Consider the following 26,284-nt stretch of genomic DNA (forward strand, 5'->3'; position numbering starts at 1 on the left):
ATGCTGTGTTGCATCCCATCGGGGATGGTATTGAACAGATAGATGATTAAAAATAGGTGTGTGGCTTATTATGCCTTGAAAATAGCGATAATGCGATAACTATGTTACAAATTATTTCATAGCCTTAAAAGTACAGAAAACAAAGGCGAGGGTTTTTTGCGAACATACACTCCATACTACTGTATCCCTGCTACTGTCTGGGTCAATCGGTGCTGCGATAAAGCACTACTTGGTTAAACTGCTTGGCTTCGTCCATATCGGGCAAAGTGGTTGTGTTATCTAACGTCGTTACCTTGTGGTAGCGCGGGTGAGCAAAGTTTTTGACGCGGCTATCAGCGACCCAAACCTCATGCGCGTATTGTAAGAACACATCTAATAATGGCAAATTGGCTTTGTCATACAGCACATCCGCGACCAACAGCACATCGACTTTATCCATGCCAAATTGCTGTTTTAACTCGAATAAATTATCTAGCAGCTCAGCCGTTACCCCATTTAATTGCGCATTGGCTTGGCAGCTAGTTAGGCTCACGCTATCGATATCACAGCAAATGACTCGTTTGGCACCGGCCATTTTTGCGGCAATACCGACAATCCCCGACCCTGCGCCAAAATCCATCACCACTTTATTGCGCACCATCTGTGGCTGCTGCAAAATATACTGCGCCAACACTTGCCCTGACGCCCATGCAAACACCCAATATGGACAATTATTCCACAGATTTTCTATCACCGTTGGCGTCAAATCTTCATGACAAAAATCTGCATCAATGAGCCATAAATAAAAAGGTTGATTCGGCTTAGATAATAGCGGCACATATGTCTTGGCAAGATTAGCGCTAGGCAACACTTGCTGCAATGCGGTAATCAGTTGATGAAAAACGATTGACGCGTCAGAAGCATTTGATGGCGTTGAAGTTTTATAGGGGGACGTTTTATAAGCGGAAGTTTCAGCATCAGTCACGTAGAGATTTCCAGTCATGATTCATAGTGTAAAAATGAATACAAAAAAATGTACAAAAAAAGGAAGCTTTAAACACTTCCTTTTTTAATTCAAACCCATTATTTTGCTGCTGCTTTTTCTGCCGCTTCTACCGTTTGACGGATGAGTGTATTGATGGTCATTGGACCTACGCCACCTGGCACTGGGGTATAGCTTGAGGCAATATCTTCGATACCTGTCAGCTCAATATCACCCACGCCACCGCTCGTACCATCCGCATGGGTACGCGGGTGAAACCCTGCATCGACCACCACGGCGCCCGATTTAATCCAATCTTTTTTGATAAGTTCTGGTTTGCCCACAGCACCCACCACGATATCCGCTTGTTTGACCAATTCTGCCAAATTCTGGGTACGTGAGTGGCAAATGGTCACAGTACAGTTGGCGTTTAATAGCATCATCGCCATCGGTTTACCCAAAATCGCGCTACGACCCACGACCACCGCATGCTTACCGGCAAGCTCAATGCCGTTTTTTTCTAATAAATACATAATGCCTTGCGGGGTGCAAGAACCATACGCAGGCTCGCCCATCGCCATATTGCCAAAGCCTAAACAAGTCACGCCATCCACATCTTTTGCCAGTGCAATGGCATCAAAACAGGCACGCTCATCAATTTGGCTGGGCACAGGGTGTTGTAGCAAAATCCCATGCACGTCTGGATTGTTGTTAAGCTCGGCAATTTTTGCCAATAGTTGCTCGGTGGTGGTGGCTTGTGGCATGGCAACTTTTAAAGAATCCATACCCACACGTTGACAGGCATTGCCCTTCATTTTGACATAAGTTGCAGAGGCAGGATCATCACCCACCAAAATCGTTGCCAAAATCGGCGTGCGTCCAGAGTCTTGTTTTAACTTGGCAACCCGCTCGGCAAGTTCAGCTTCCATTTGTTTGGCATACGCTTTGCCATCTAACACTGTCGCAGTCATGGTGGTTCCTCAATCAATAACGAATCGGTCAACAAAAAGTCGGTTAGCAAAAAATTTGCGTTATTTTAACCGATTTTGCGGTGTGATAACATCCATTGAAAATGTTTAACCGCTAATTTAGCGCTCTAATACCCTTCACAATCCTTCATTACATTGCTCAAATGGCTAAAAAAGTCCTTGCACTTTTAAAAATTTTTGCTATCATAGCAAACCTAAATGAAATGGCTGGGTAGCACAGTGGCCATGCATCGGATTGCAAATCCGCGGACGCCGGTTCGATTCCGGCCTCAGCCTCCATTTTCATTTTGCGGTACTATTGTTTTATTATTATGGGTGTTTTGTTATTATGAGTCAGCAATAAACGCGAAAAAATATCGTAAAAAATTGCTTGCAAAGTTAACAAAACTGATTATAATAGCACCCACTTCTGACACAGACACCACACGACGCCAAGCGTCAGTGCTGTGACTACCCTGCCCGGGTGGTGAAATTGGTAGACACAAGGGATTTAAAATCCCTCGCTCTTACGAGCGTGCCGGTTCAAGTCCGGCCCCGGGCACCATATATTGAAACCCTTGATAATGCTGATATCAGGGGTTTTTTAATGCCTAAAATCTACCTTTTTTAAGCTATCTAAATCACACGTCTTTCGCTGTCGAGTATACTATCAGTATACTTTTACAAGCGTTTTTAAATGGATTAATATATTTGCCATGTAGTCACATGTAGTATATTTTCATGGCAAATAAACTCTCTAAAACATTCATTGATAATCTCAAATACGACGGTAAAGATAAAATCTATCAAGACTCATCTTTAGCCGGTTTTGCTGTGTTTGTCCGCAAGTCTGGAAAAACTTATATAGTCAATAAACGTGTGGCTGGCAAGTTGCACCGAGTTGTCATATCTGACATATCGCTTATCACGCTTACCGAGGCACGAGAAAAAGCCGTTACCATTATTAGCAATCTGGTCCAAGGTATTGACCCCAATAAAAAGCAAAGTGATTCCCCCGCCACGGTACCAACACTCAGAGAATGTTATGAGTACTTTAAAAGTAAAAAGACATTGACTGATGAAACGATTAAATCCTATGACCGCCAAATATTAACACTGCTTAAAGATTGGCTCGATTTACCAATTAATGATATCACCAAGTCAATGATTAGTGACCGTCACGCCCGCCTTACAAAAGACAGTCCAGCGCAAGCTAATGCGGCCATGCGCGTGCTTAGGTCAGTATGGAACTATTGCCGTCACTCTTTTCTCGACGATGACGAAGAACCTATCATCAAAGAACAACCCATTAATATTCTCAACGTCAAAAAAGACTGGAACCCGATTAAACCTAAAAAACGCCACGTCGAAGAAGAATATTTGGGCAAGTTTTTGAAAGCAGTGCTTGAGCATATCGATAGATGGTCACATCGCCAAGCCCCCTACTCTAATAACGCCCGCGATATCATGCTTGTGTTTATGCTAACTGGTGTGCGATTGAATGAAGCTCAAACGCTGGCATGGTCGGATATCGATTTAAAGACTGGCAAGATACTATTTAAAGATACCAAAAATGGCAGTGATTACCCGTTACCTATGGGTGATGTGCTTTGGGCACTAATGAAACATCGCGCCAAATTTGCCCAGGGTAGTGCTTGGGTGTTCCCATCGCAGATAAAACGGATTGATGATCATGTCAAAGACTTGGGCGGAAGCTATGAAGTGATTAGCGGAAAGGCTGGTCTATACATTACGCCGCATGATTTGAGGCGCACTTTCATTAGTGTGGCCAATCGATTGTCAATGAATTATCCTGTGTTAAAGCGCCTATTGAATCATCAAGACAGCAAAGTCAGTGATGATGTAACACTGCAATATATCCAAATCTCACAGCGTGAAATCCGTGAGGCATTAAATGAAATTGAGAAAGTTTATTTTGCTGAAGCTGGATTGATTCAAGATGATATAATCAAAAAACTATTTGCTTAAATACAGCAAACAAATACCTAGCCTTAATGTATCTAAATTTTTAATTTAAAAGAATATTATTGCATAATACAATTGTTTCTGATTTAATTCATTTTAGTAATATTATGTAATATTACTACATTATCAAACAAATCACTAAAGGATTTTATTATGAAAAAATTACTAGCTTTGTGCATTCTTTCTTTGTCTTTTACTACCGCTTATGCTCATTCTGGTGGTACTAATGCTTCTGGTTGCCATGTTGACCACAAAACTGGTGTTTACCATTGCCATTAATTTTTAGTTTGTAAGTATTAAGCCCAAGCTAAATCTGCTTGGGTTTTTATTATTTTTTTAAGAAATTCAATTCAGATACATTTTTTTAAGCTTTAAGATGGATATCTAATGAATCGTAGACAGCAAAAAGTATTAAAACAATTTTTACTAAGCATGACTTTTCTAGCATTCTTATACTTTGTTGTCCTACCCTGGTACATGGGCAGAGTACAAAAAGCTGGTACTGACTTCCTCCAACAAAGTGAGCAGAATTATCAACAAACCATGGCGAATGTAAAAGCCCAACAGCAGCGACAAGAACAAGAAAGGTTAGAACAAGCAATGAAGCCCGTATATGTTGAGAAAATACATCAAGGTTATACGACAAAACGCGCTGAAATTCGCACTTGTGCTAATCCTGCCTGTACCGTAGTTGGACATTTGGACAAAGAAACCATGGTCAAATGGAATGAAGTAGAAAACGGCTTCATCAACTATGACTCTGCCTATTACATTAAGATTACTGACGTTAAGCAACTGTTTTGATATTAAGGCTCAATATGCAACTCGACAACCTAGACTACCGAATAATCACCGAAGCCCTGTACCACCTTGCCACCAATCCCAACCTTGAGATTGGCGATAAGATGGTGGCAGAACTATCAGACGAAGAACTTGAAAACCGGCTACTCTGTCTGAGAGAAAAAATAGCAAGGCTTGAAAGTAAAAGCCGTGGTGATGATTATTATCTTTAGTTAAGTACCAAACAATCTAAAAACTTAACAGCATATCCAGCAATCTGATCATCACAATCGGTACCGTTAATGATTTTGCGCGCTGTCACATAATCCGCATTACTACCAGTTTTGATAGCTCGTGACAACGACATACCGGTAAATGCACCTGACAACATACCAGCAATAATAATTTTATAACCGTTCTCTGGTATCAGTGCAAGTTCCGGATTGTTTGCCAGGTCCACGTTAATCATTTTGCCTAGCTTGATATAGTTATCGAGCCATGTTAATTGGCACGGTCCGCGCCCATAGTACAAATGCGGGTATTCGCTTTGCAGATATACCGCGCCACCGCCATTGCGTATGCCGTATTTTTGCCCCTTGCTATTGGTAAACCACTGACCGTACTTGCGCGTTTTGCCCTTACCATATTCTGCGATAGACTGCATGGTTTTAGCTGTCTCATGCCACACAGTCGCTAAGATATAAGCTGCAAACAATGGATTTTTAGCCGATTGATTGGCGTTAATCGCTGCCATGATTTCATTAAACCCATCTACCTGTGATTGGGTAAAGCCACCAAAAGCATAGCGCAGTTTGTCCCACGAATAGCCTAGTTTTAAGTTGCTGTTATCAAGTGCTGATTGGGACTGATTGCCCCATACGCCATCAGCAGTTACGCCTAGCGAGCGTTGGATTTGTTTAATTGACATTGCCGTTACTCCGTTTCACATTTAGATAATTCTGCCCATACCAACATGCCAGCCCGATAACATGGCACAGCACGCCGATGATTAATGCCCACCACGCTTTATTACTAACGTAGCCAGCCGATAAATCCCAGAAGAATACAAAAAACGATAGCCCACACGCCCCAACAAATAGCAGTGCCCAATCAGCGCCAAGCTGCTTTGTATCAATGTGCTTGCAAAGCCGCGCTTGCATCGCAATCAGAAAAAGTAACAAAGACAGTGAGCAGCCAAACACTTTGATAAACTCAAGCATGGGTGATGTGATATAAAGATAGGCAAACAATGCGACTATCAAAATCAACGCAAAGACTGCGCCTTGTTTTGTGATGACGAATTTCATTGTGCATCCTCCTCTTTAATACCCATATATTTACGCAGTTTTGCGGCCATAAACTCTGGAACTAATGCTACAAAAGTCGCTACCAATGTTTGCCCAGACGCTGCCAAAAATGCAGCTACCGCAGCAAGCTCGATACCCGGTATATCCATTTTGGCTACTTTGATAGATAGCAGGGATAAAAAAACGCCGCTGATGATAGCGGCGCTTAGTTTGATTTTTCCTTTACTGACACCTAGTTTGTCGTCAATGTGATTATCAGAGTAATAGCAGTAGCAAGTACCGACAATCACCCCCAATGCAAACAGCCCCCACATCGCCAAGGCTGTTACTGTTAAATCCTTTGGCATATCGCCTCCTGAATGTAAAAACCCACCGTATTGGTGGGTTGGATAATTAGTGCATTGTCGCTGCTACAACATCACTAACAGTAACATTGGATGTATTTGTTTTTGTACATACGTCACGTTAGCATCAGCGATAACATTACGATATAGCACATTGTTAAAACCAACAACTGACTGCTGTGCTGTATCGGGAGACCGCACCTCCATTTTTAATTTGTTTTAACATAAAAATACTCCAGTAAGTTTTATTACTGGAGTATGTTATTAAAGAGATAGTAAGTCAAATTTGGTAGTGTACCTCAGTAAAGTGGATGTTACTCAATCTATCCTATCGCCATTTTTATTATCAAATGCCTCAACTTGCTGAGTCTTACAGCTTGTTGTACGGCAACAAAAAAGCCCCGAAGGGGTTTTGCTCTACGATAGATTTTTCACCGCACGGGCAAGCAACTGATTATCTGAATCAGATTGAATAGCATTAATAGCAGCTTCGAGACCACCAATCTCAATGATGATATCATGGTCTTCTATGAGTATTATTAGGTTTTCTTTATTAATCCCCTCAATTATATCTCCTGCCTCAATCAAGTTTCTTGCAGCTTTAAGCCCGTTAGCGTTGATAAAGTCAATCTCATTTACCATATTTATATCCATGCTGTACCACTCCACCGTTTAAATGTATTTGTTGCCGTATCAAAGTTAGTCACGCCTACGTCAAACGCGGTTAGCGTTGGTAGCGTTGTTGTAGCGAATGAGCCTGTCAGCCATTTTGTAGCTTGCCAAGTCCCTGTCGTACCAAAATTTGTTTTTGTTGATACCCACTCATACGGATACCCAACTGTCCGAGCGCCGTCTAAAACATAAACATCATTACTGTACGATTGTGTTGATGCAGTTGGTGGTGTCGTACCGAGTATTGTACGATGTCCTGTTTTAACTGCAGCTATACCCGTCTGACCGTTATCTTTTAGAAACGTATTAATGCTTTGAGGCACAGTACAAGATGGTAAAAAAGTTAGTACATTTACATTACTACCATAGTCCCATGACGCATCTAAAAACACTGTCATTGCACTATTGTATTCGTTATTGCCGATTGTAAAATTGATAGGATATGTGTCAGTTTTATATGAGTACGAACCGTATCCCCTCATGAATTTAGCTGAGCCAATTTTGCACTTATCTACATAAAATGCACCACCGAGCGCAGCTTCAAACATATACTTAGGTGTATTGCAGTTTGACATATCACAATTTAAAAATTTAATCAAAACTTTATTTCTTGACTCTTGCGACTCAATCTTAAATGTGGAGACTGTCGGTGGGTTTGCTGTATCTTTATACTCAAAAACACAACTATCAAAAACAAGTTCAGTTGTATTGTCTTGAGCATAACCGTTAAATGCTGTATAAAAATTAAATATAGCGGACGCATTAACATCGTTTCTAATAATAAATTTACAATTTATGACAAGTCCGCTAGTCGGGTTATACCAACTTTCGTTGGCTTTACCGCTAGTATGAAATAAACAGTTTTCTATTAAAAGTTTTTCAAATTTCTCGTTTTTAGCACTACCGAAAAACACTTGTAGCGGATAGCTATGCACATTAACATTATTCAAGTGCATTACACCGCCACCCATACCACCGATATCGCATCCAGCCACGAATAAACGCTTATCATCGGGAAAATTAACATCTTGATAATAATTACTCAAGTATAAGTATGATTTGTTTGTGCCTCCGATGCCGTTGCTATCAATCTCAACATCCATTCGTGCGTCATACGACACCATACCGTCACCGTAAACTATTGAATTTCCACCTGTTAATACCAAGCCACCACGGAAACAACGTACCGCATTTAGATTTTTAAACGTCACATCAACATCATTAACTATGTGTAAACCATCTGACGTTGAGTTCATGAAAGTTAAATTTTCTAAATGAAACTTACGGCGTTTAGTTATATCTGTAAGGGAACTATTACCAGATAGAGCTAAGCAAGATGCTTGCTCTTGATTGTAAGTATTCCACGTCCAATTTGTATTTCTGTAATTACCGTCAAATACTAGATTTTTAATAATAATTCGATGGTCAAAATCAGCATCAGTTGACCAAGTATTTGTAGCAGTCTGTATAATTCGCCACCACTTTGCCTCTGACTCTGGTGTTGAGGGTTCAGCAGGTGTGCGTAATAACTTAGCCACCCCATTAGGACAAATTAAATTTACACCGGGTTTTAATTCAATGTAACGACATACGTAAACACCGTCTGAGCGGAAAAGTAAGCTACGTGGTTTACCATCAGCTTTAAATTTGGCTGATAGTGCATCAATTCCAGCTTTAATAGCTGCTGTATCAAAGGTAACACCATCCCCTTTAGCACCCCATTTCTCAGCGTAAAAACCTGTTCCAAGTTGGTCATTCACTTGCTGTTGAGATAAACCACTCGCATCTTTAACAAGCGTAGCGGTCCAACCATTTGCACCTGCTGCGGCTGCGGCTGCGGTGTTGATAACATCGTCAAGATTTTGCAGTATGGGCTTGAGCGCATCGTCCATAGCCCCCGAAATATTATCTAGCGTGTCTTGCAAATTGTCACTAAACCACGAGCCAATTTTTGCTACATCATTGACCAATACATCATTGCGATCAGTAATACGGATGCGGTAAGTACCCTCAAGATAAATATCCGCTTCACCCGCCGCATCCAGGATAATCGGATTGGTGTTGGGTGTTAAGCCGTAAGGGTCTTTGTAAGTTGCTTTTGAGGTGGTGGTATTAGCTTCATACGTATATACTTTGCCACCTGTCAACGGCTTGCCGCATCGGTCAAAGAATCGAGCTTTTACAAACGGGATTGGGGTTACAGCTCTTACCATAATTTTTCCTTAGATAATAAAAAACCACCGCTAGGGTGGTTTGTTGGGTGGTTTGGTATTACTTGGCAGTATTGGCACCGCCAATAACACCGAGTTTGGTCAGTATGTCGATGAGTTTCTTTTCTTCTTCGCCGTACAAGATATTGTCTAACATATCATTTGACGCCTTTGCATCACTGGCTACCGAGCCTTTTAATGCACGGTTAACTTTTACACTGTCCTGCACATCTTTAAGCGGCGATAGCGCGCGGCGTACACCAGGGCGATTTAAGATATTACCCAAGAAGTTCATGGCTGCCGATGCTGTGTTTGAGTTGTTGACATAGCTATGCGGTGGCTGCGTAATCAGATAGTGCATCGCTGAGCCGATATCTTTTAGCTTTGCCACTTCTTCAGGGGAAAACAAGATATTAAGTCGTCTATCACCGATTTGACCCAGTGCCTTTGCCATTGCAGCAGGGCTTGGCTGCCCATTGCTTTGCAAGGTTTTATCCATGATGTACTTGGCAACTTGCCCGCGAATGTCATTGACCGCTTGAGCGTCAACGCTACGCAGTAATTTCACCGTGTTTTCAAGCTCAGCAATATTGCCGCCCAAGATATGCTTGTTAAATAGCTTATCGGGCTGCTCACCTTTTACGGTGGCTTTTAGCAGAGGGTTGGCTTCAATTTGCTCAACGCGCATTTTGTGAGCGGTGCGGGCAAGGTTATACATTTGAGCTGCATCATTGTTGCCTTGGGTTAGTAGCCCTTGCATGGCTTGCTCTTGGCGCTTAGTTAAAGCATCGCGCACCACGCCAATGGCATGAGTAGTACTTGTCGGTTTTCCATTTTGCAGACTTGCCTTGTGCTCACGGTTCAAGATTTTGATAAATTCCTCAGATTTTCCTAGTGTGAATTTATCGGGGTTATTACTGATATCTTTGATTAGCTTATGCATGTTTTGCGGTAGGCTTGACATGGCATAATCTGCATCAAGGCGTGTAATCGCGTCATTGGCAAACCCTGCGCCATCTAACAGCACATCATTACCCTGCGCTGATTTAGCCGCGTCATACATTTGTCCGACTTGCTGCTTCATGGTGGCGTTGTGATTATCTAGTGCGTCAACGGCTTTACTCATCGCACCGTATTGGTCAATAGCTTGACCGTCTGTCTTGGTCACAAAATCATCCATGAGGGTAGATAGCTTTTCATTGTCTTGAATGAGTTTGTCGCGCAATGGGTCGCCAGCGCCGTGAATTTTGGCAAGTTCAGCTTGTTTGTTCCATAGCTTAGGGTCGCCTGTAAGTTGCGCTTTAGTAGGGGTAATACCAAGTCTATCAAACACCACTTTACGCGCTACCGCTTCTTTATTGACCGCCTTGCCAGACTTCAATGCCGCGCCCACATCTTTACGCAAACCGCGCAAAATATCATCAGACAGGTCGCCCATACGGATATTACGAGAAGTTAGCGCAATCTCAATTTGGTCGTCAATCGTTGCGCCCAGTCTAGCAGACGCACGGCTTGACGCATTGGGCGATAGTTTAGTGTTTAACTTAGCAATGCCTTTGCCAATTGGATGCGCGATTACCCCACCGATGGCACCGCCTGCCGCTGCATACTGAGTATTTTTCAATCGCTCATCTGCGTCTTTGGCAAACATCACCCCGCCTGCCGCTGCACCCGATAGCGCATTTTGACCCGTAACGCCTGCGGCTTGCACCACTCTACCCGCTTTCGTTGCAGCATTGACGCCTTGATAGCCCTTGGCAAATGCTGCGGCTGGCAATGTTGCTACGGTTTGCCCAACAAAACGACCAAAGTTAGTGCCTGCCCCTGACTCTGTTCGAGCTTTTTCATAAAAGGCTTTCTCATCGGCTTTTTCTTTGGTGAATTTTTCGTAGTCATTACCGCCAGTAACGCCATCTTTTAAGTACAATGCGCCTTGCTTGATACCGCTAAATACGTCATCCATACCCGCGCCAACGTCTGCCAAAAAAGACGGTTTCTCATACTTCGGCTGTTCAGGCTGTTTGACCGTGATAGTAATATTTAATCCTAATTGCTGGGCGATATCGCTTTCGGTGTAGCCGTCTTTTTTAGCCATGGTAAAGCGGTTTTTGTACTTTGGGCTATTTTTCAAGTGAGCAAAAATCTCTGCGTCACTATAGCCGTCTTTGCGTGCCATATTGATTTTGGCTTGGGTTTCTTTAGAGATTGCCATGTGGTTTCCTTGGGCGATAAAAACCCCAATCTTTCGACTGAGGTTTTGTAGGTTAAAAGTTAATACTAACAACGGTAAGGCAATAAATACCGCTCATCTACGCCTAAATCAAATTGATTGTTAAATCCAATAGCAAGTGATTTGGCGCTCCAAAAATGCTCAAAAGTATGTGACCACAAACTTGGGTTAAGTGCTTTTATCGGTTGCTCAATCGTTTTATAAAACGACACCATCAAAAAGTTATGAGTCACCAAGGCTTTTAGGTTAGTTAAAGCATAGGCATCTAATGGGTGGCTTGCTCTACCTGCCACCAACATCAAACTATGCACATAAGCTACGGCTCTTGGCAAATCTTCAAGCGGTATCTGGTCGATGCTATCAACGCCCATGAATTGATGAACCATTTTGTAGGCATCACTGTAATTTAATGATGACTTAGCCACCAAAACATTAACTGCATCTTTTAATGGTACACGGTCAGCGACTGTGGTTTTGGCTTGACCCTTGTTTTGGGGTTGAAGCTTGCCCGTCACAAAAGCATCAAACACACGGATAACCGCTAAAGCAAATTTTGGGCTAATCCACATTGCATAGCGATAAACGATTTCTTTACAAACGTAAGTGCCTTGATGTAATCCTTTGCCAGTAATCTTTTTAACTATGGTCTGCAAATTTGCAGAGCTTAATTTAGTTTCCTTTTCAAGTTCTGCAATCAAATCCTTGGTTTCTTGATTACGCATAAAAAATGCTGGCTGATGTTTTTCTAAGCCACCACTTGCTTTGTGCAAATCATTTAGGCAATACAAACCATCATCTTGATGGATTTCATGGTTTAAAACTGATAAACTTGTCATAGAATATTCTCCATTATGACGTTGAGTGTTCTAAGCCTTCGTTAGTCTTTGGTCGGAAGAACGAAGGCTTTTTAGTTTCTGACATGATTATCTTGTCATTGAATTTATTATTCCATAGTGTTATTATCTTGTCAAATACATTTTTCAAGGTGCCATTATGAGTAATTCAAAAACAGGTCGCGTTGTTTCACAAGATGATTGGAAACGCACCCAAGTTCGCATGCCTCAAGATTTATATTCTGATCTAATGCAATATGCTGAAAAAAATAATATATCCTTGAACTCTGCTATGATTGAGTTAATGGATAAAGGTCTTGAGCAATCAGCAATGCAAGAACCGTCATTAAGAGATGAAATAGTCGAATTACACAGACAGTCAAGAGAAATCCTAGACGCGCTCAAGCTTTTAAAAGAAAAACCCACTGCTTGAGTGGGTTTGCTATCAATTAAGACCTTTTTTCAGTTCTAGCAATTGTTTTACGTACTCTATCTCATTGGGGTATTTTTGAACAAATAATATTACTGCTTGTTTGTCATCTAAGTTAATTTGCGATAACTCCGCCATAGCTTTTTCATGTTCCTTTTTTGCTTTCCTTGCTTTATACATTAATCCCAAAGAGTTACCAAGGTCGCTCATTGCTGCGTTATTTCGCTCTTGCATTCTTTGAGATTGTTCGGATGATTGCATAATAATACTGTGGTCTAGCCCTGCATAAACAGCCGTATTCATCAAAGCTACAAATATTGATATTGCTAACCGTTTCATACTCAACTCCCTTCATAAGTCGGATTTTCACTATACCCGACTTAGCAAGAATTAAGCAACAATTATCCGCCACCTTTCATCAAATCCGCCACATTAAACTTTCCAATGCCTTGCTGAGATTGCGCTGGCGGCTGCGCTTGTAAATCAGATACCTTAAACTGACCTAACGGCTGTGGCGCTTGCGGTGTTTGCTTCATTAAGTCTGCCACATTAAATTTGCCCAATGGTTGCGGCTTTTGTGGCACCTGTTTCATCAAATCAGCGACATTGAATCTGCCAATGCCTTGCGGTGCACCGCCGTTTTGGGGAACTTGAATCTTACCACCCAAAAAGGCGTTAACTTGTTTCCATGATTTTGTGGGCTGCGGATGCGGCGATGTTGGCAAACTTGCCCATTCTGCACCCGATTTTGCGATAGCATTAGCAAAATCCCCTTTCAAAAGATGAGGCATTGCCCCGCGCTGAATCAGCAAGGCAACCGCCCCTAAGTCTTGGTTTTGTGGGCTAAAATCACTAAAACCATACTTCCTTGCCAACCCATCCCAAGTGCTCTTTAAAAATTGATACTTACCTGCTGCACTGGTGTAGTTAATTTTGCCATCCGTTTGACGAAACGGCTTTCTATACCTTGGATGGTCGGCAAGGCTAGACAACCGACCACCGCCAAACGCTGTATAATATCCATTGCCTTGCGTATGCTCAGTATAGCTAATCAAATCAAGCATTTTACGGACATTAGGATTGTTTAGATACTGCTCTAGTCCTGCCATAATTTAAAATCCATAAGCTGATAACGGTGGTCTTGGTTTACCGCTTGGCGTTTTCGGTGCTGCGATACCTGCAGGCGGGGCAGATGCGGCAGGATAAATCGGGGCTTCTTTGCCATAGTTTGAATAAACTTCTTCCACTTTGCCTTGCTCCAAAGCTACCGTTTTTTGCGCCACTCGTTTTAATTCAGCCAGTGCATTAGATACCGCTCGGTTATCCGTCAATGGTGTTGATAAGATTACCTTGGCGGCGCGCTGAGCATCCCCTTCGGTCTGCGTGCCTTTCGCCATTTGCAATACTTCATTGACCATGCCTTTAATGTTTGAATTTAAACGCTCATAAGCCAAGCTGCTTTCATTACTATTGCCTGTTAAATTTCTTGCAACATTGCCCGCATTGCCTAGCAACCCAAGACTTAATTTACCCCCCTGTTTTGGGTCAAGGTCTTTGATTGATTGCTCGATTTTATCAATCGTATTTTGCGAGCTTTGAATTTTATCCCGTGATGTAGAAATTAGATTCAAGGCACTTGCAGGCATGGGTTTATTGCCGATGCCATTACCCAGTGACGTTGCTTGCTGCCCAGTTTTAGGGTCAATAAATTCGTCTGCCGTGCCGTCAGGGTAAACGGTGTAAACCAAACCATTGATTAGCTGCTGCTTACCTTGTTTTTTGGCGGCTTCAATCTCTTTTTCTGTGCGATACGTGGCTTGATTAGCCGTGTACTTAGTGCCTTCAAGCGACCTATCGCTGCTATACATACTAGCTTGAGTGGTACGCACATTGTTACGTTCGGACGTTTGATTGGTGTCAATCGTATTTTGGCGCGATGTCTGATTATCAAGCGCATTATCCGCCGTGGTAAGATTGTATTTTGGGTCTTGAATCCCCTTATACATGGCAAACGCATATTTTTGTGCTTGCGCGGGGTCAGCGGGTAGATTGTTAATCAATCCTAGCTTTTGATTATAAGTCGCTTCATCAATCAAGCCGCGTGATTTTTGAATCTCAAGTTGTGCAATACCTGCGTTTTTACCACCGTTTAGCACTGACCCCCAAATCATAGTGTCAAGCTTGGTATTTTGGTCAATGTCAAGCCCTGTGGTCTCAACACCGACCTTTTTGCCCTCTGCCGTTGCCTTGCCGGCGTCTGCATCATTTTTGCGACCCAGTGCATAAGTTTGCGCAGTATCTGCATAGGTTTTATTCAAATCTGCGTCAAACTTTAACCCATCTTTAATTGCCTTTGCTTCAGCCGCTCGATTATCGTTGTACTGCTGCATAAGCTGCGGGGCAAATAGCTTGTGTTTTTGGGCAAATGCCTTTTCTTCTTCAGGCGTTGCCATTTGATTCATGTCGTTAATTTGACGGGCAAGCAACAATTTACCAAACGCACCGCCTAAGTCGCCCATTGCTTTCATATTGGCTTCTTGTTGTGCCTGTGCAGCCAATGTGCCGTTTGTGATGATACTAGGGTCTAACATAACTCACCTCAAATTACTGGATTCATGAATTTTGCAGCCGTGCCCGCCAAACCAAGCAATGACCCAAAACCATTAGCGACACTATTACCCGCTGCAATCGTGCCTGCCGCCTGTGAGTTAGCACCTTGCATGGTGTTGTTTGCAATAGCTTGAGCGGTTTGTGTTCCTGCGCTACCTGTTTGCGCTGCCGCATTTTGCCCAATGCCTACCAAATTAGACAAGCGGTTGTATTGGTTGGTTTGGTCAGCATTAAATCGATTATAAGCGTTTTGATATTCTTGGCTCGCTGACTCTTGACCATAGTTTTGCAGGGCTTTTAGTGTAGCGCCTGACAACAAACCGCCTTGCGCTGCTGCACTGCCTTGGATGGCGTTATTGCCTTGATTGACGCGGAATTGGTAGCTAGGGTCATCATAAATATCCTGACCTGAGTAAGTTTGATTAAAAAAACCATTAGGCTGCATTTTGCCCATTAGCTGTGCCAGTGCATCATTGCCAGCCGTGCGATAGGGGTTTAAATCACTTCGCACCTGGTCAAACATATCTTTTTGAATTTGACTGGCTTTTTCTGCCGCATTTGCTTGGGTTTTTGCCGCATTTTTCGCGGCTTTTGCTTGTTGATTTGCCCCAGTGATTGAGCCGATGGCTTTACCGACAAATGACATGTTATCTCCCCTGATTTTTTAGGTATAAGTTTTTAAACATAATGGTTTCAATAGGCACAAAACCTTTTTTGTACCACATCAATGCGCGGTCGTTTGGATCCAAATTAGCAAGCGTCCAAAAACTTGCCTTCTGTGCAATGTACTCTTGGCTAAAATGCAGTAGCTTGGTCGAGTGTCTGCGGTGTTCTGGCAATACAAAAATCGCATCCGTGTGCGCTTGGTTATAACCCTTGTGCCGTGGCATGGCTGAAATAACCACCCAATGAAAGCCAATGGGCTGCCCACCATCGCGCATGACAATACAATGCAGTAAATCATTAGCATCTAGCTCATTGTATAGCTCATGGTCAAAATCAAGCGGCAATCCAGTAATATCGGCTTCCACCAACGAAAACACCTGCTGACATAGCGGCATAAGCTCATCAATGCAGTCTGCCCATTTTTCGCGGTCAATAGTTATCATACAGACTGTTCCATGATTGATAGCGTAGCATTAGCGCCTTGCCCTACAAGCACCACTTGCATACCTTCAGTGAGCACATGGTTGATGACTTCAGGGCAAAGATAACCTTCATTGGTGCCCAGTGTTTTTTTAACCAAGCGATTAGACGCTTGCACCGAGCCACTGGCAGGGACTAAATATACCTCAATGCTAATCGGGCTTTCTGTGGCGTTGTGGAATGTTAATGCGCGAATTTGTGCAACTGACAGCCCAGGCACGACATAGGCGATATTATTATCCGCAACTAGACTTTGCGGTTTGAATGGGTTTAGGTATCGAATCATGGGGCAATAATCTCACTGGTTGGCATAGCGACCATATCAAAAGTGGGTGATGGGTTTACAGATACAGCAACCATCGGCATAGTTTCAGCCTGCATAACGGGCAATGCTACTGTATCAAACTGGGTATTAGACGTATTTAGCAACATTTGCCCTGTTAGCGACTGTGTTGGTAATTGGTTGGCAAGCTGCAATAAAGTGAGCAAGTCCGCCAAATCGCCCGTGTTGAGCATTGACGCTAGTTTCTCAAAAAATCGCACCCACGTTGGGTTCATCACGCCATTGGTATACATCGGCTCAATAATTGGCACTTGCGATACGCGGGGAATTTGTGGCATTTATCTCACCTTTGCTTTTGCACCCAATAAAATTAGTCTTGCCGCATCGGTCATGCGAATACGAAATACACGGTTAAATGACTGCCCAAGTCTGCGAAAAATCAGCCGTTTTTTATACTCACCGATACCGCCTAAATTCTCTTGTCTATCATTTGACCAAGTGCGCCCTTTGTCATCTGACCAATCCAGCATAATCAGCGGCTTGGCATTTTCATCCTGCCCCACTTGGGCAATGATTTCGACTTCATCAAAAACAAGGCGCTGTCCGGGTGGATTTAAGCAAGGTGTCACCCGCTCACGCATGATTAAGCTGCCATTATCAGTTTGGCAGTTTGGGCATAATCGATACACAAGCCCATTAGCGCGGTCACCGACTAAATGCTCACCATCAAAAAAGCAATGGCTGTTAGCGCGATGATGTTCATGGCTAAAGGTTTCAGTGTTGTAAAAACTGCGCTCATGCCACATTTGCACTGACGCGTCATACACCCATGTTTTTTTGGCGGTGGGGAAACTAATCACATAAAAGCTATGCCCCTCGCGCTGATAGCTAAAGGCATAGGCGTCATCAATCTGCGCGTAACTGGCAAGCTCATTTTCAATGGCATGATTGCTAATACGGCTGACTTGGTAGCCTTGCGTCATGACTATTTGCGCGTTACCGTGTTCGGTTTGTGATAGCCAAATCAAGCTACTACCAAACGCACTAACGGAGTCTTTAGCCGCGCAGCCTACCGGGATATAGGCGCCCGATGTACGCTGATAGGGCAAGTCCTGCGAGCCTGTGCTATTCCAAATTTCGGTGGTTTTGACACCGATAAGCCATAACTGCCCATTACTGGCTATCACGCGCACTAGATTATCGCTTTGCGCTTCAGCCGTGGCATAATTTAGCGCGGTTGTCGTGGTGCTTAGTAAGTTTGACCATTGGATTTTGCCGCTATTAGGGGCTGACCAAATAAAGCGAGAATCCAAAAATGTCACCGATGACGCACCAAAAAAACCTGTATCATCATTAATCAGTAGCTTGGTCAAACTGCTATCCGCTATTTTGTAGCGGTAGGCATCATCGCCGACAATCATCACTTGCACACTGTCATCGGCAAACGTCACTAAGTTAGTGCCGCTAATAGCACCAATCCGCTGTGATACGCCATTTTTAACAACGTATAATGCTGTGCCAGCCACCACCAAAAAACGGTCAGGCAAAGTGTAAAGCCCACGGATTGCGCCTGTAAACTCAAAACGCTTTACAAGTCCTTCAGTGGGTAGCAATGCACTTACCGACTGCGTATTTCCACTTTCGATAACCTGCGGATATAGATTAAGTGTGCGTTGGCAGTCAATCGCCCAATCTTGCAAGTGATAAGACTGCCCTACAATGGGGATATCAATAAGTGCAGCCACGATTACCTACTCCAATATTAATTGAGTTGCTAACATACAATGGGGTGATATTTGAGCGCTTGAGCAAGTTAATGGCATTGCGCTGATTGACCACCAATGCGCTCGATGGCTCGACCCCAAACATTGGGGCAATCTCAATGGCTAAGGTCAGTTTTAACGCACGCTCATACTGCTTTGGCAAGTGCAATTCATCATGTGGGCATAGGTCAAATGGCAAGGTAAATGCTTTGATTTTAAGCTCACCGCCATCGGTATCGACTTTAAATGACCAATTAGGGTTATCAACTTGGTAGGTCACGCCAGCGTATTTGCTGTCGTTGGTATCACGCACCAAGGTAATCGGCTTATCATCAAGCAAAGCATTATTTGATATGCTCGCAATTTCTGCGGTGATATCTGGACGGGCAAGCACTTCGCCGCAGCACGTTAATTCATACTCACAGCAATCGCCCTCAATTTTGCCAACAAGGTAGGTATTGCGACCTTTTGACAGTGGAATGGTGATTGTTGTGGTTTTGTGGACGTACAGCTTGTGCGTTGCCCACTGGCTTAAAATATCTTGCAAGGCTTCAATCGCGTCAGCAACTTCCTCGCCACTGGCATTTTCACCGGCTGCTAACACGCCTAATTGCTTTAACGCGGCTGATACGATTTTACTGACGTTCATGAGTTATTCCGATTCAACGACCAATTTTAAAAGCGTGTCTTTGCTGTCACGGCTGCCAAATTCGATTTTACGTTCTGTCAAAATCGCTTTGAGTTCATCGGATTGCATATCTTTAAGCTGATAGCCGCGCACTTCGGTTTCAAGCTCTGCAATCCGTGCCATAGCGTTTGCATAGGCTTCGGGCAGTTCGTCAACTTCTACCGCTTCAAGTGCCTTACCTTCGGGCAAATCGCCAAAATCAACTGCGTCATGCTCACGCGCCTGCGCTTCTTCGTCCTCATCTTGGACAATGACCATTTCATTGTTGACGGTATCGCCAAGGTATAATGCTTTGGGGTATTCAATTTCTTCCATCGTGTTGCTCCACAATCTGCCAATCTTCTGCTAGTACATCGGTTTGACTGGCAAGCCAAGGCACAAACTTGTTGTCAGCGGTTTTCATACCAATCCAAGGTAGGCAGCCATTGGTGGCATAATCCACTATTCCAGCAACGGCATAAGTAGGTTGTGGTGGAACATCGGCGTCATCGTCTGGATGCACTAACCCAAGCCACATGCCTTTACCATTCCAACCTTCACGAGCTACACGATGACCGCCTTTCAGCAATTCAACTGCATGACCAAAAGACATACCAACGCTTGGATATTGGTAAGAGTTTTCAAATTGTTCTTTTGGCGACCATGATACATAGCCTTGGTATTCTGCTGTGTTAGGTTCGCCATCTTGATACTCGACCAAGTAACCTTCGTCCGCACCGTTTTCATTTTCGGGTAGTTGCCAACCACGAAAATCATTGTATTTCTGCCGCGACATTGGTTTGGCGTTTACTGCTTTTGTGCCGATTGCTGCCACCATTCCTACTGTAGCACTTAATAAAATCCCTAGTTTTTTCATAGCATTTATCCAAATAAAAACAGACGACCAAAGCCGCCTGTCTATGGGTTAATGTGATTACTGCGTTACGCGGCTTGCATGGATACCGCGAACAGTTTGGAAGCCATACAACACATCAATACGAGTGCGCTCAATGTCGGCGTTACCATCGCCGAACGTCATTACACGCACGTTTACGCCACTTGGCAAACGCGCTGTGTAGCCTTCGCACGATGCCAAAACTGGCAGTGGTGCAAATGCTGCGGTAAACGCGTCTTTATGGAATACCAAGTTTTGTGGACCATTGACCGATACCACAGTGACAGCCGCGCCGTTAGCAGGTGAAGCAGTGACGGTTTTGTTTGGTGCAGTTGGATTAATGGCTGGGTAAATGCTTACTGCGGTTGCACTGCCAACAGTCGCAGTTTCTTTAACCACGAATTGCTGCAATGTGCCCATATCAGCGCCAGTAAGCGGATGGACAGCGTTAACACCTGCAATAGTAAACACAGTGCCTTGTACCAACGTGCCAGCGGTTGATGCTGCCATAGTCAACGTGCTACCGCCTTGACTTGCACCTGATACAGTAATGCCTGCGGCTGTACCATTGGCAAATACTGGGATTGATTGATGTTCAAAAATGTCAGTACCAAACGCATTCGCCACGAAACCATCAATATAGGCTTTTTCACTGGTCTTGGTTGGGTTCCACATGCGTGATACTTCGCCAGATAATGCCACATTCGCGGTGCTAGTGATTAGCGCATTGCGATCACCTTTTGGTGCTAAGTATTGGTTTAGCTTAGCGCGTGCCAATGCCAATGCGTTAGATGGATTTGAGCCTGCCAAGTTCATTGCCACTTGGTTTGGTGTGCCAATCACGCCACGCATCATCAAGTCAGCTTCAACGACAGACGCCAAGGTCTGCATTTGTGGACGTAAGATACGCTCTTTAAAGTCAGTGATGTTTAACAGTTTCTCTTTGGCACCAAACTGCAATGCAACGTGTTTTTGGGTGTCAAGCGTCAAGTTGACTTTATCTTCTACCACGTCAGTGCCTGAGCCGCCGCCTGCGAACACCGCACCATCAAACACTTTACCCGCGGTTGGGATTTTGATGGTGACTGTATCGCCTTTTTTGTAGCCTTGTGTGTCGGTGCCAAATTCGTCTTGGCGACCTTTGTTGATATTTGCTAGAAACGGCGCTTCTTCTTCAAGCATTTTAGCCGCTTCACGCGCAATCATTTGGTGGGTTAAGATTTGATTTGCCATAAATTATTTACCTTTTCGTTTTTGGGTTTCTTGTCGGTACCACTCATCGTCCGACATTTTGCTAGGGTCTTTAGCAACGGGCGCATTGGCGGTAACAGGTTTAATAGGTGGTGGAGCGGTTGGCACCTTAGCGGGTGCAGCATTTGATGGTTGTTTGCTTGCAATCATTTGCCCAATTTTGACCGCTGCTTGTACTGCGTTCATTTGTGATAATTCGATATACAAATCATCGTTTTGCAGTAATTCAGCGGCTAAATTCAGTGTGTCTTTAGCATCAAGCCCGAACTGGTCAAGCGTGATGGGTAGCGGTGGCAATGTATTAGCCTTTGCCATCAATCCATCTACATCAACACCGCCATCTTTTAACTCACTGATAGCAGTTTCAAATTCAGCTTGTTGTTCGACCTGTGATTGCTGGGCTTTTTCGGCCTCAAGTTTGGCAAGTACACGCTGTTCAGCTTGGGCAACATAGTATTCCTGCTGCGCTTTTTGATACTCCGAATAATCGTCAAAATCTTCGATGTTCGGTGCATCAGACGCTTTAGGCTCTGATTGCTTTTGCTCATACTCGGCTACTTTACGTTGTAGTTCGGCTTTTTCACGAGCGAGCTGCTGAATCCGCTTTTGTGAGCGGCTTTGCTTTTCAGTTTCCTGTTCTTGCTTGGCTTGTTCTGCCTTTTCTTCTTCGGTTTGTTCAACCGCTTCGGGTTCGGCTTGAGGCTGTTCGATACTTTGACTATCTGCGCTAGTATTTTCCGTGTTAGCGGTTGCCACGTTGTCAGTATCAATATTGTCCATCGTCTGCATTGGGTTGCTCCATATCATTGACCGATACGCTATCCCCAAACTGGTCAGATTCAGGGGCGAAGTTTTGAGCCGTTTCTTCAGGCATTAAAAAACCCTGCTCGGATTCGGCAGGGTTCTCAATGTTTTCGCTTGGCATGGGTGGCGGCTCGTCCATCTCATGCTGCGGAGGTAATTCATGTTCGGGTAATTCTTGGTCGTATTCGCTGGTTTCCATCCATTCAGGTGGCACCATGCCTTGCACGGCTTGCAAGTTGCCCATGTGCTGAGTGAGTAGCGACACAACGCCCTTTAACTCCTCAACATCGGCTTTGCTTTCAGCATTGATTTGTGCGACTCGGATGTCTTTTTCCGCTTGCAGTTGGATTTTAACTAACTCAAGCTGTCTATCCGCATCTTTGTCATTGACCAAGCCTTGTAGCTGCTCAATTTCAGCGGTCATTTTCTGCACAAGTTGGTCAAGTTGCATAATCTGCGCTTTGGCTTGCTCAGGGTCAATTTGCTGCTCTTTGCCTGTGAGCTGTGGCGGCATCGTTGACTTGATACGCTCGGCAATCTCTTTGGCATTAAGCAGTGGTGAGTTTTGCAGCAAGATATCACCAATCAAGCTAAACAACTGCGGATTCATGCTTAAAAGCTGCATCATCAGTGCAAAGTTTTGTTCGCGCTGGGTGTTAAATGACGGCCCCGTGTCCATGCGTACGTCATAACGCCCAACTGTCACATCAGCCATCACGCCTTTGGCGGTTTCCTCAAACAGTTTGACTTGCTCAGACTCACCATCAACACCGACAATACGTCTAACCATCGGCACGGTGTAGAGTGCTTGATAAAGCCCAAGCAGGATTTTTGCACCGTGACGGATTGATTTGTTTAGATTGTCTTGTAGATGAAATTGGGCAGTTTCAGACTGACGTTGACGCATACCGATTGCCACGCCTGACGTTTCATTGCCCTGACCGCCCATCACTGGCGCATGCATATTGAGAATGTCAGTAATGCCTTGCTTTGCGCTTTCAGCCGCGTTTAATACGCCCACTGGTGGCTGAGCGGCACCCATGCGAAATGGAGCAGGACGTTGATTGCCAGACTCATCAACAAAGTTATAATAAACAGCCGCATATTTACTCGGATTCTGCCATTGTTCTTCATACCCTGCCACACCTTCAGCATCTGCGACCAAGATGTCATCTTGGTTCTTTTGCAAAATGTGCGCTTCAGTTGATTTCCAGTAGTTAAATAATCGTTGTGGGTCTTTGGCAAAATGCACCAAGCTAAAGATATAGCGCTTTTCTTGCACCCAAGTGACTTCGCCATAGACAGGTACGATGGGGATATATCGACCAGGAAAGGTATTTTCTTCTAGCACTTTGGTGCCTGAAACTTTGTACCATTTGACTTGCTTACGGGTCGTTGGTCTTGTTGCTTGCAAAATACCTGCGGCTTTTAATGCCGCTTCATCAGTGCCAAGTTGCTCAGACAATACCGATTTAAAGTTTGACGTGCCATCGGTCAGTAGCCATAGCGTGTCTTTGACTTCTTCGAGTTTAAAGTATTCGACAATGCGCAAGGTTTTATCAGTATCATCGTACCAATCTGAATACGTGCTATCTTCAAAGTTTACTGCGGCATCTTCGCCATACTGTTGAGTAATATCATCTTTTGACACCCAGTCACCCACGATTGCCCATGTCATATCGCTACCATCTAGCGCACGGCTTAACGGGTCAATATAGACTGCATGAGGGTTTTGCACTGGCATAAACTTTGGTTCTTGGTTAAACGACAAATCGCTAACATAATTAGTCACCAAGCGATAAAAACCAAGTCCGCCATAGACGGCATTTTCTGCGGCTGTATCGTATGCTGATTCTGCGTCCGTGGCTTCTTCGGTGTCTTTGATTAGGCCTTCAATCAAGTTTGCTTTATCTGCATCTGCCCCGTTATCGACAGGCACAACTTTAGCTTGTGGTCGGTTTTGACGCTGGGTGTTAATTTGTTGGCGGCAGTAAGCACGGCACATATTAAACTCAAGACTAGGCTTACCATCATCTTTGCGCTTTTGCACTTCATGCAAGCCCCATTGTGCGCCTTCGACTGTGACAAACTCTTTATCTTCAACGCCGCGTTGATAGTTTTCTTGCCAATAGTCTTCGGCTTGTTTCAAGCGCGTTTTGATTTCGTCTAGTATTTTATCGCTCATTAACTCATCCAGCCTTTTTTCAACGGTTTTGGTATGGCTTTAACTTTTTGCTTACCGACCAAGCCTTTTTGGATAGCGAAACGACGCATCATATAGGCGTAACGTGTTGCATCCATCAAGTCATCACCTATCTTAACGATTTTGCCTTTTTCGTCGCGGTGGTATTGCAAAAATTCATTACACCAATCACGCAAGCCCGCAAATACTTTAAATTTACCCGCGCGCATCAACAAAAGAATTTCAAGCAAGCCAGCTTCAACGCCATTTGAACCATCTGGCCAAGTGGCATACTCACCAAGCATTTTAAATCCGGCTTCTTTGTAGTAGGCTTTTTGCTGTTTGCCTGAGCCTTTTTCAGTTTGGAGTCCGTCAAGTGGCCAAGCGGTAGGTACGTCTTTCGACCATGATTTTGTCGCTGTCCAAGCCTGATCGGGTGAAACTTGTCGCTGCTTCCAACCATGCGTCACATAAAACATATCGTTTTCGGTGTCTATGGCTAACTGAATCTGTGCTTGTGGGTGGTCCCAACCAAAGTCCATGCCATCAATCAGCATGAAGTGGTCAGGTATTTCAAATGGGTCGCACGTAATAAACTCTTCGCTTAAGTCATAGATACGACCATGCCCAAGCATTGGAATACCCTTAGTACGCATATCACGTTGGTGCGCTGGATAGGATTCAAGCAATGTCTGCTTAACGCTTTCACTCAAGTGAGGCGCGTCATCCCAACCCGCATTCAGCATGATTTGACCAGTTGCCGGATTATCCATAAACTGGACAACCAATTCGGTGCGCCCATTCTCAGGGGTAAACGTCAAAATACCGCGCCCACCACGTCCTTTATCGCCTGTAGCAGTACGCGTTAAAACCTGTGGGTAAATCGTTTGGTCTTTCGGCTCTTCGTCGATATGAAACCAATCAACGCTGTCACCCATCAAAGCGTGCTGACCTTGGCTATACGACCAAAATTGCACCGTTGAAACGCCATGTTGGACATCACCACCGCCACCATGACGCACATACACGGTTCGCATCGCGTTTGGTGTACCTGTCATCGATTCGTGGTCAAGGATGTATTCAGGTGGAATTAATCCACCAATCCAGCCGCTATCATCACGCCTACCAAAGATAGGCTTTTGCAAAAGGTCACGACATTTTTCACCCGAGTAACCAAGTAGCCAAATAAGCGGTGCATGGTCAAATGCGTAACCATCCCACCAATCGGGATAATGACCAAGTGCATGAATAGAATCCATGTAAGTACCGGTCATGGTTTTACCGACACGGTTAGCTGCCATGAAACACACCTGGCTGTAATCTGTAGTGCGCTTGACTAATTCACGTTGTTTTGGATAGAGCTTTTCACCAAACTGCTTATAGCGATATACGTCATCACGTCTGCGCTTTTCTTCAAGCAGTGCTAATAGCTCAAGTTTTTTATCACGAGTTGCCATTCATCAGCGCCTGAATTTTTGCATCCAATTCGTCGTCGGTTAAATTATTGATATTCATGTTGACGTTGGTGTCAACTTCTTGCTTATCGCGCCAATTATCTTTTTGACGATTTTTAAGCCAGAAGATAGCTGCTGTGGTGTCTGGTGGATAATGCTTAATAGTTGGTACAACTAACTCAACGCCTTGGTTATTGAAAATCTTATCTTCTGGGTGTGAATAACCTTTGGCGCGGTGAAATAGGCTTGACGCAATTTCAGCATCGGCAATTTCTTTGCCCTTTTTTATGGACTCCGAAAATTCTTTGTGGTCTTTTTTCCACTGATTGATTGTTGATTCTGAGACTTCAAAAAGATAGGCAAGCTTTTTATCATCTGCGCCAAGTAAACAGTATTTGTAAGCCTGTTCTGCAAATTCTGCTTTGTATTTTGTTGGTCTTCCAGCGTTTGATTTTGGTTTGGTTGGCGTAAGTTTCGCCATGCTTACGCTCCTTAAATAAAAAAGACC

30 protein-coding genes and 2 tRNA genes are annotated in these 26,284 nt (G+C 43.9%); 7 read left to right on the forward strand and 25 right to left on the reverse strand.

What is annotated here, in order from left to right; translation table 11 throughout:
• Positions 1-202 precede the first annotated feature (202 nt).
• Complete coding sequence (locus RTS10_RS03275; protein WP_312539212.1) at positions 203-982, reverse strand: class I SAM-dependent methyltransferase; 780 nt, start codon at positions 980-982, stop codon at positions 203-205.
• A gap of 80 nt (positions 983-1,062) precedes the next feature.
• Positions 1,063-1,932, reverse strand: coding sequence for a bifunctional methylenetetrahydrofolate dehydrogenase/methenyltetrahydrofolate cyclohydrolase FolD (gene folD, locus RTS10_RS03280; protein ID WP_312539213.1), 870 nt, complete (start codon positions 1,930-1,932; stop codon positions 1,063-1,065).
• A gap of 223 nt (positions 1,933-2,155) precedes the next feature.
• Here folD and RTS10_RS03285 point away from each other — a divergent pair.
• The 6 genes from RTS10_RS03285 to RTS10_RS03310 all read left to right on the forward strand — a co-directional run bounded on the left by RTS10_RS03285 (position 2,156) and on the right by RTS10_RS03310 (position 4,928).
• Positions 2,156-2,229 (forward strand) — tRNA-Cys (locus RTS10_RS03285).
• A 178-nt stretch (positions 2,230-2,407) separates the two neighbouring features.
• Positions 2,408-2,494 (forward strand) — tRNA-Leu (locus RTS10_RS03290).
• Between the two features lie 176 nt (positions 2,495-2,670).
• Positions 2,671-3,918: a tyrosine-type recombinase/integrase gene (locus RTS10_RS03295; protein ID WP_312539214.1), complete on the forward strand. Its 1,248-nt coding sequence runs from the start codon at positions 2,671-2,673 to the stop codon at positions 3,916-3,918.
• Between the two features lie 150 nt (positions 3,919-4,068).
• Positions 4,069-4,194, forward strand: coding sequence for a YHYH domain-containing protein (locus tag RTS10_RS03300; protein ID WP_312539215.1), 126 nt, complete (start codon positions 4,069-4,071; stop codon positions 4,192-4,194).
• Between the two features lie 108 nt (positions 4,195-4,302).
• The gene (locus tag RTS10_RS03305; protein ID WP_312539216.1) at positions 4,303-4,719 is read left to right on the forward strand and encodes a hypothetical protein; all 417 of its coding nucleotides are present in this window, start codon (positions 4,303-4,305) and stop codon (positions 4,717-4,719) included.
• A 14-nt stretch (positions 4,720-4,733) separates the two neighbouring features.
• The gene (locus tag RTS10_RS03310; RefSeq protein WP_312539217.1) at positions 4,734-4,928 is read left to right on the forward strand and encodes a hypothetical protein; all 195 of its coding nucleotides are present in this window, start codon (positions 4,734-4,736) and stop codon (positions 4,926-4,928) included.
• Here RTS10_RS03310 and RTS10_RS03315 read toward each other — a convergent pair.
• From RTS10_RS03315 to RTS10_RS03345, 7 genes are all read right to left on the reverse strand, one after another.
• On the reverse strand, positions 4,925-5,623 hold the full coding sequence (locus RTS10_RS03315) for a glycoside hydrolase family 19 protein (RefSeq protein ID WP_312539218.1): 699 nt from the start codon (positions 5,621-5,623) through the stop codon (positions 4,925-4,927). The genes RTS10_RS03310 and RTS10_RS03315 overlap by 4 nt on opposite strands.
• A complete protein-coding gene (locus tag RTS10_RS03320) occupies positions 5,613-6,002 on the reverse strand; it encodes a hypothetical protein (protein WP_312539219.1) in 390 nt (129 codons plus the stop codon). Before RTS10_RS03320 ends, RTS10_RS03315 begins: the two co-directional genes overlap by 11 nt.
• Positions 5,999-6,349 (reverse strand): hypothetical protein, encoded by a 351-nt coding sequence (locus RTS10_RS03325; RefSeq protein ID WP_312539220.1) that lies wholly within the window; start codon positions 6,347-6,349, stop codon positions 5,999-6,001. Before RTS10_RS03325 ends, RTS10_RS03320 begins: the two co-directional genes overlap by 4 nt.
• Before the next feature lie 414 nt (positions 6,350-6,763).
• Positions 6,764-7,000: a hypothetical protein gene (locus RTS10_RS03330; RefSeq protein WP_312539221.1), complete on the reverse strand. Its 237-nt coding sequence runs from the start codon at positions 6,998-7,000 to the stop codon at positions 6,764-6,766.
• Positions 6,991-9,231 carry a glycoside hydrolase family protein gene (locus RTS10_RS03335; RefSeq protein WP_312539222.1) on the reverse strand — a complete coding sequence of 747 codons (2,241 nt, stop codon included), beginning with the start codon at positions 9,229-9,231 and terminating at the stop codon, positions 6,991-6,993. Before RTS10_RS03335 ends, RTS10_RS03330 begins: the two co-directional genes overlap by 10 nt.
• 58 nt (positions 9,232-9,289) lie before the next feature.
• Entirely contained in the window at positions 9,290-11,440 is a 2,151-nt protein-coding gene (locus RTS10_RS03340) for a hypothetical protein (RefSeq protein ID WP_312539224.1), read from the reverse strand.
• A 65-nt stretch (positions 11,441-11,505) separates the two neighbouring features.
• On the reverse strand, positions 11,506-12,294 hold the full coding sequence (locus RTS10_RS03345) for a KilA-N domain-containing protein (protein WP_312539225.1): 789 nt from the start codon (positions 12,292-12,294) through the stop codon (positions 11,506-11,508).
• Between the two features lie 157 nt (positions 12,295-12,451).
• Here RTS10_RS03345 and RTS10_RS03350 point away from each other — a divergent pair, with 157 nt between their 5' ends.
• A complete protein-coding gene (locus RTS10_RS03350; protein WP_312539226.1) occupies positions 12,452-12,724 on the forward strand; it encodes a hypothetical protein in 273 nt (90 codons plus the stop codon).
• 12 nt (positions 12,725-12,736) lie between these two features.
• On the opposite strand, the gene RTS10_RS03355 is transcribed toward RTS10_RS03350, so the two are convergent.
• The 16 genes from RTS10_RS03355 to RTS10_RS03430 form a co-directional block, all read right to left on the reverse strand.
• Positions 12,737-13,060 (reverse strand): hypothetical protein, encoded by a 324-nt coding sequence (locus tag RTS10_RS03355; RefSeq protein WP_312539227.1) that lies wholly within the window; start codon positions 13,058-13,060, stop codon positions 12,737-12,739.
• A gap of 62 nt (positions 13,061-13,122) precedes the next feature.
• Entirely contained in the window at positions 13,123-13,830 is a 708-nt protein-coding gene (locus RTS10_RS03360) for a glycoside hydrolase family 24 protein (RefSeq protein ID WP_312539228.1), read from the reverse strand.
• A 3-nt stretch (positions 13,831-13,833) separates the two neighbouring features.
• The gene (locus tag RTS10_RS03365; RefSeq protein ID WP_312539229.1) at positions 13,834-15,312 is read right to left on the reverse strand and encodes a hypothetical protein; all 1,479 of its coding nucleotides are present in this window, start codon (positions 15,310-15,312) and stop codon (positions 13,834-13,836) included.
• A gap of 8 nt (positions 15,313-15,320) precedes the next feature.
• On the reverse strand, positions 15,321-15,977 hold the full coding sequence (locus RTS10_RS03370; RefSeq protein WP_312539230.1) for a DNA transfer protein p32: 657 nt from the start codon (positions 15,975-15,977) through the stop codon (positions 15,321-15,323).
• Between the two features lies 1 nt (position 15,978).
• A complete protein-coding gene (locus tag RTS10_RS03375; RefSeq protein WP_312539231.1) occupies positions 15,979-16,440 on the reverse strand; it encodes a GNAT family N-acetyltransferase in 462 nt (153 codons plus the stop codon).
• A complete protein-coding gene (locus RTS10_RS03380; protein ID WP_312539232.1) occupies positions 16,437-16,763 on the reverse strand; it encodes a hypothetical protein in 327 nt (108 codons plus the stop codon). Before RTS10_RS03380 ends, RTS10_RS03375 begins: the two co-directional genes overlap by 4 nt.
• Positions 16,760-17,098 (reverse strand): hypothetical protein, encoded by a 339-nt coding sequence (locus tag RTS10_RS03385; RefSeq protein WP_312539233.1) that lies wholly within the window; start codon positions 17,096-17,098, stop codon positions 16,760-16,762. Before RTS10_RS03385 ends, RTS10_RS03380 begins: the two co-directional genes overlap by 4 nt.
• Complete coding sequence (locus RTS10_RS03390; protein ID WP_312539234.1) at positions 17,099-18,505, reverse strand: packaged DNA stabilization protein; 1,407 nt, start codon at positions 18,503-18,505, stop codon at positions 17,099-17,101. It lies immediately after the preceding gene.
• Positions 18,489-19,172 (reverse strand): hypothetical protein, encoded by a 684-nt coding sequence (locus RTS10_RS03395; protein ID WP_312539235.1) that lies wholly within the window; start codon positions 19,170-19,172, stop codon positions 18,489-18,491. Before RTS10_RS03395 ends, RTS10_RS03390 begins: the two co-directional genes overlap by 17 nt.
• Positions 19,173-19,175: 3 nt before the next feature.
• Positions 19,176-19,526 (reverse strand): hypothetical protein, encoded by a 351-nt coding sequence (locus tag RTS10_RS03400; RefSeq protein ID WP_312539237.1) that lies wholly within the window; start codon positions 19,524-19,526, stop codon positions 19,176-19,178.
• Positions 19,513-20,067 carry a DUF2829 domain-containing protein gene (locus RTS10_RS03405; RefSeq protein WP_312539238.1) on the reverse strand — a complete coding sequence of 185 codons (555 nt, stop codon included), beginning with the start codon at positions 20,065-20,067 and terminating at the stop codon, positions 19,513-19,515. The genes RTS10_RS03400 and RTS10_RS03405 overlap by 14 nt, the downstream gene beginning before the upstream one ends.
• A gap of 57 nt (positions 20,068-20,124) precedes the next feature.
• Positions 20,125-21,318, reverse strand: a complete 1,194-nt coding sequence (locus tag RTS10_RS03410) for a P22 phage major capsid protein family protein (protein ID WP_312539239.1) — start codon at positions 21,316-21,318, stop codon at positions 20,125-20,127.
• Positions 21,319-21,321: 3 nt separating this feature from the next.
• Positions 21,322-22,125 carry a hypothetical protein gene (locus RTS10_RS03415; RefSeq protein ID WP_312539240.1) on the reverse strand — a complete coding sequence of 268 codons (804 nt, stop codon included), beginning with the start codon at positions 22,123-22,125 and terminating at the stop codon, positions 21,322-21,324.
• Entirely contained in the window at positions 22,103-24,325 is a 2,223-nt protein-coding gene (locus RTS10_RS03420; protein WP_312539241.1) for a portal protein, read from the reverse strand. The genes RTS10_RS03415 and RTS10_RS03420 overlap by 23 nt, the downstream gene beginning before the upstream one ends.
• Complete coding sequence (locus RTS10_RS03425) at positions 24,325-25,779, reverse strand: phage terminase large subunit family protein (protein WP_312539242.1); 1,455 nt, start codon at positions 25,777-25,779, stop codon at positions 24,325-24,327. Before RTS10_RS03425 ends, RTS10_RS03420 begins: the two co-directional genes overlap by 1 nt.
• Positions 25,766-26,257 carry a hypothetical protein gene (locus tag RTS10_RS03430; RefSeq protein ID WP_312539243.1) on the reverse strand — a complete coding sequence of 164 codons (492 nt, stop codon included), beginning with the start codon at positions 26,255-26,257 and terminating at the stop codon, positions 25,766-25,768. The genes RTS10_RS03425 and RTS10_RS03430 overlap by 14 nt, the downstream gene beginning before the upstream one ends.
• Positions 26,258-26,284 lie beyond the last annotated feature (27 nt).

Source organism: Moraxella sp. CTOTU47616, from assembly GCF_032017465.1.
GTDB lineage: Bacteria > Pseudomonadota > Gammaproteobacteria > Pseudomonadales > Moraxellaceae > Faucicola > Faucicola tetraodonis.